Below are 4410 nucleotides of genomic sequence, written 5' to 3'. Positions count from 1 at the left end.
GACTATTATAATGCTCAAAATCATTCATTTCCTAAATTTACGCTTTCTATATAACTATTTAATATTACAATACTTTTCTACATTTGACAACTATTTTCTACAGTTTAAGTTTAACAGTTAATTACCCTTCTCTTTAGGCTTTGTGTTGTAGGTTAAAGTAAAGTAAAAAGGACGTTCCGGAATTGCATCTCCTAAAAATGATTCTTTTAAGTCTTCTGGGTTAGTTGCCTCAAGTTGAGGATCTTGATCTTGAACTTTCCCTTTAACCAATGCTTCTACATTTCTAGCTAAATCAGAGTAGGATAAACTACCATTAGTTTGTTGTAAAGTTTGCAGGAGAGAGTAAGAAAAAACGCCTCTAGGTTCCCCATCATCTCCTTTATATTCCTTTGAATATTGGTAGTCTCGACAAGCTGCCAAGAGAATATGCTTCCCTGTTGGCAAATCTAACCCTGTCTTTTTCTTATCAACTTTTGATGAAGTTAATAGCAAATTCTTAAACTTTTCGTCCTGAGCAAAAATAAAGCTAGATAAAGGGCGATCTCTACTATCTTCTGGAGCTAGACGTGTACCTAGAACACTTGGATCGATATTTCGAGTTCCTGCACCTGCATGACAGCAATCAAAAATTACTATAACACGAGGTTCTTTCTCTGCTACTTTAGCTAGCAAATACTTGAGTTCTTTATCAGCTAAATCATAACCTCCTGGACTACGACTATCGTAGCAAACTAAGGTTTCATTTAAGTTGTCTGGGTCTAGATGCAATAATTCTTCTGGTGTCTTTTGTTGCCCCCCATGTCCTGAATAGTAGAATAGGGCAATATCATCGCTTCCTGCTTGGCAAAGGTACTGCTGAAAACCATCTATGATTCCTTGACGAGTAGCTTGTTCGTTAGTAAGAACTCTCGGTTCAAATAATTCCCATGCTCCTTTTATTTGTTCTGTGAGATAAGCTTCTATGGCCTTAATGTCATTCTGACAGCCTTTTAATGTAGGTACTTCTGAATCTGGTGCATATTGATCGATACCTACTAGCAAAGCATAAATCTTTTTAGTCGCAGATAGTTCTGAACTATTTGAATTCATCTCAATTCCTCTATATTGTTTTTCTGAGTTGATTAATAATTTGGCGTTGCTGATTATGGGTATGATGCAAGCCCCCTTAACCCCCCAATTTTGGGGGGTAATAAAACTCTAAAAGTCCCCCAATTTGGGGGGATTTAGCAGAACCAAACAATCGCGCATTCATACTTCAATTCAGCAACGCCAATAATTTAAGCAATTGACATTCTCCCGACGCTGCTCTGACAAGACAACGCGGGATTCCTAAACCTCACGACATGGGGTTTGTTTCAACTCATTAATGTTTGTGATAAATTAATTTTATCCCAAGTCGAGAACAAAAACTTATCAAAATTTAGAGGAAAAAGATTTCAGAGAAATTAGTATAAATATTAGTGATCATAAATCCAGTTTACCTAGACCACAAATAAGTCAACTAGAATCTATGATCTGCCGAGCTTTTCTCAACTAAGAAGATAGGTGGTGGTGCATAGTAATGGTAAAGGAAGTGTGGGGAGATGGGGACCCACCCGCGCACCCCTCCGGTGGAGGGGAATGTGGGGAGATGGGGAGTGTGGGAAAAATTAAAAAATATATATCCTCACCATTACCATGCAGGACTACCAGAAGATATATAGTCTATAATAATTGGATCTGGTACGAAAATCTATAAACCAGGCAAACTTACGAATAATTAATAATTAATAATTAAATAATTCGCGCCTTTAAGCCTCCCCTTAAAAGGAGAGGCTTTAAACCTTTGGGGATTAATTATCAATTATCAATTGTTAATTATCCACTTTCAACAATGAATAATGAATAATGAATAATGAATAATTACCTCTTCTTTTCAAGGAGAGGATTGACAAATTCATGAAAAATTTTCTTTATTATCCCCTTAAAAGGGGAGGCTTTAAACCACAATTTTTCGGTAAAAAATTGCCATAAAACATACAAAACTTTGTCTTTACTGAGGAATACATCTGGTCTGTAGGAGTTCCTAGAGTCGAATCTCTTAGACAAAATTTCAAGATATTAGAAGCAGGAACACCTTGACAAATTAGGAATAAATAAAACGAAAACTTAGTCTACCTTATAACTTGCTTGTCATTGTGAGATAGCTACCATATCCTTGCCAATTTATAGGAGATTAAAAACTTAGTTAAATTGTAGATATTACTTTAGTTAGAAAAGAAGATATTAGAGATTTTTTTTTACAAGTATCAAATACAGTAACTAAAATACTCACTCCTGATTCCTCATAGTTTGAGCGATCTACTCAACAGAAAAGCTCTGGAAAGCAAAATCTTCCTGTTCATTGCCTTGAAGGATATAACCTGTACCTAATTGGTTAATCTTACCATTACTAAGAGTTTTCCTAGGCTTCAATTTAATTATAATTTCGTTAGCAGGAGCTAAACCCTCTACTCCTAAACCTGCTGGTATAGTAATCTTTTTCATTGCTATATCTTATATGTCCATTGATTAAGTATTAATATTATGGCTTATTACTTGAGTAAATTACAAGTTCTTTAGAGCTGATTTATAAAGTAGTTCTTAAGAGGATAAATGCTTTACAGTGTAAGGGTTTTACACTATCTAAGCCCCTAGGGCATAATTTTCCACAAACCCATGCTAGAAAGGAATTTCAACTCAGTCTATAAATCAGCTCTTAGAGATTTTTTTTTGATTATTTATGAATGTTTTTTTATCAGTAAATTTATCTAAAATCAGCTAAAAAAATCAAGAACAATCAGTGAGAATCATGAGATATTTTCAGATGATTTTATTTACACAAAATCACGGAGTTTTCAACGCAATATCTAGCAATATAAAATAAATAGTTGGTTAGCAAAAACAATCAGGCTAAAATTACTGTAAATTTACCCAGTAGTTTTCACTGATTTCAGCTTTACCAGGAGTGAATATTCTCTGTCAACATTATGATAATTGCTAGAAGTCCCATAATGCCTCCGTCATCTGGCCTAAAGATTCTTAAGATATGGAAAAGAATAATTTAGAGCAATTGTCCTTGTGATAATTTCTAATCGGTAAGTCCTAATACTTATAGAAACTTTTAGCTATATAGGAGTTGTATCTATGCCTTTAAAAGTAGCCATCAATGGATTTGGCCGTATTGGACGTCTAGTTTTTCGTGCTGGACTTAACTATCCCGACTTAATCGAGTTTGTTGGGATTAACGATTTAGTACCACCACCAAACCTAGCTTATTTATTAAAGTATGATTCAACTCATGGACGTTTCCAAGGAGATGTATCAGCTTCAGATGATGGTATGACAATTAACGGAAAATTTATTCCATGTGTATCAGTTAGAAACCCTGCTGAACTACCCTGGAAAGAAAAAGGTGCAGATTATGTAGTTGAGTCTACAGGATTATTTACTACTTTTGACGGTGCTTCAAATCATTTGGCAGCAGGTGCAAAGCGAGTCATTATTTCAGCTCCAACAAAAGATCCAGATCGGGTAAAAACCTTGTTGATGGGTGTTAATCACGATCGCTTTGAGCCTACTGAAGATACTATTGTTTCTAATGCTAGTTGTACTACTAATTGTTTAGCCCCTATTGCTAAAGTTATTGATGATAATTTTGGTTTGGCAGAAGGTCTAATGACAACTGTTCACGCTATGACTGCTACTCAACCAACTGTAGACGGTCCGAGTAAAAAAGATTTTCGGGGTGGACGTGGTGCAGCTCAAAATATTATTCCTGCTTCTACTGGTGCAGCAAAAGCAGTAACTCTGGTTTTACCACAGTTAAAAGGTAAACTGACTGGTATGGCATTCCGGGTTCCAACTCCAGATGTTTCTGTAGTTGATTTAACTTTCAAGAGCGAGAAGTCAACTAGCTATAAAGAAATCTGTGCAGCAATGAAAGCTGCTGCCGAAGGACCGATGAAGGGTGTTCTTGGGTATACTGAAGACCCTGTAGTTTCAACTGATTTTACCAGCGACTCTCACTCTAGTATTTTTGATGCAGGTGCTGGAATTGAACTTAACTCCAATTTCTTTAAAGTTGTTTCTTGGTATGATAATGAATGGGGTTATTCTTGTCGAGTAGTAGATTTAATGCTATCAATGGCACAAAAAGAAGGTATCTTAAGTAAATAACTAACTAGCAATAATTCAATTATTGTAGAGGTGTGGAGTGCCTCTACATTTTATTCTTCTTTTATGTCCCTGGTTCATAAGTATAGCACCTTTGAAAAACCTAGCCAATCCTAGACATTTTTAGGAATTGTCTCTCAAAGGTTGCAGATTAAGTCTTAAATGACTACGTTGGCAGGTCACGACCAACATAAGTGAACTCCAGCTTATGTGCTG

The 4410-nt window shown here is 35.7% G+C and carries 3 protein-coding genes; 1 reads left to right on the top strand and 2 read right to left on the bottom strand.

Going from position 1 to position 4410, the window contains the following annotated elements; all coding sequences use genetic code 11:
- Positions 1–117 precede the first annotated feature (117 nt).
- The gene (locus F6K23_RS39890; RefSeq protein WP_293166660.1) at positions 118–1089 is read right to left on the bottom strand and encodes a caspase family protein; all 972 of its coding nucleotides are present in this window, start codon (positions 1087–1089) and stop codon (positions 118–120) included.
- 1251 nt (positions 1090–2340) lie between these two features.
- Positions 2341–2526 carry a hypothetical protein gene (locus F6K23_RS39885; protein WP_293166658.1) on the bottom strand — a complete coding sequence of 62 codons (186 nt, stop codon included), beginning with the start codon at positions 2524–2526 and terminating at the stop codon, positions 2341–2343.
- A gap of 639 nt (positions 2527–3165) precedes the next feature.
- Between F6K23_RS39885 and gap the strand changes: the two genes are divergently transcribed.
- Positions 3166–4197: a type I glyceraldehyde-3-phosphate dehydrogenase gene (gene gap / locus F6K23_RS39880; RefSeq protein WP_293166656.1), complete on the top strand. Its 1032-nt coding sequence runs from the start codon at positions 3166–3168 to the stop codon at positions 4195–4197.
- Positions 4198–4410 lie beyond the last annotated feature (213 nt).

The organism is Okeania sp. SIO2C9 (assembly GCF_010672455.1).
Classification (GTDB): Bacteria; Cyanobacteriota; Cyanobacteriia; order Cyanobacteriales; family Microcoleaceae; genus Okeania.
Note: the sequence above shows the minus strand (reverse complement) of the source record. Positions and strands in the feature narration are given on the sequence as shown.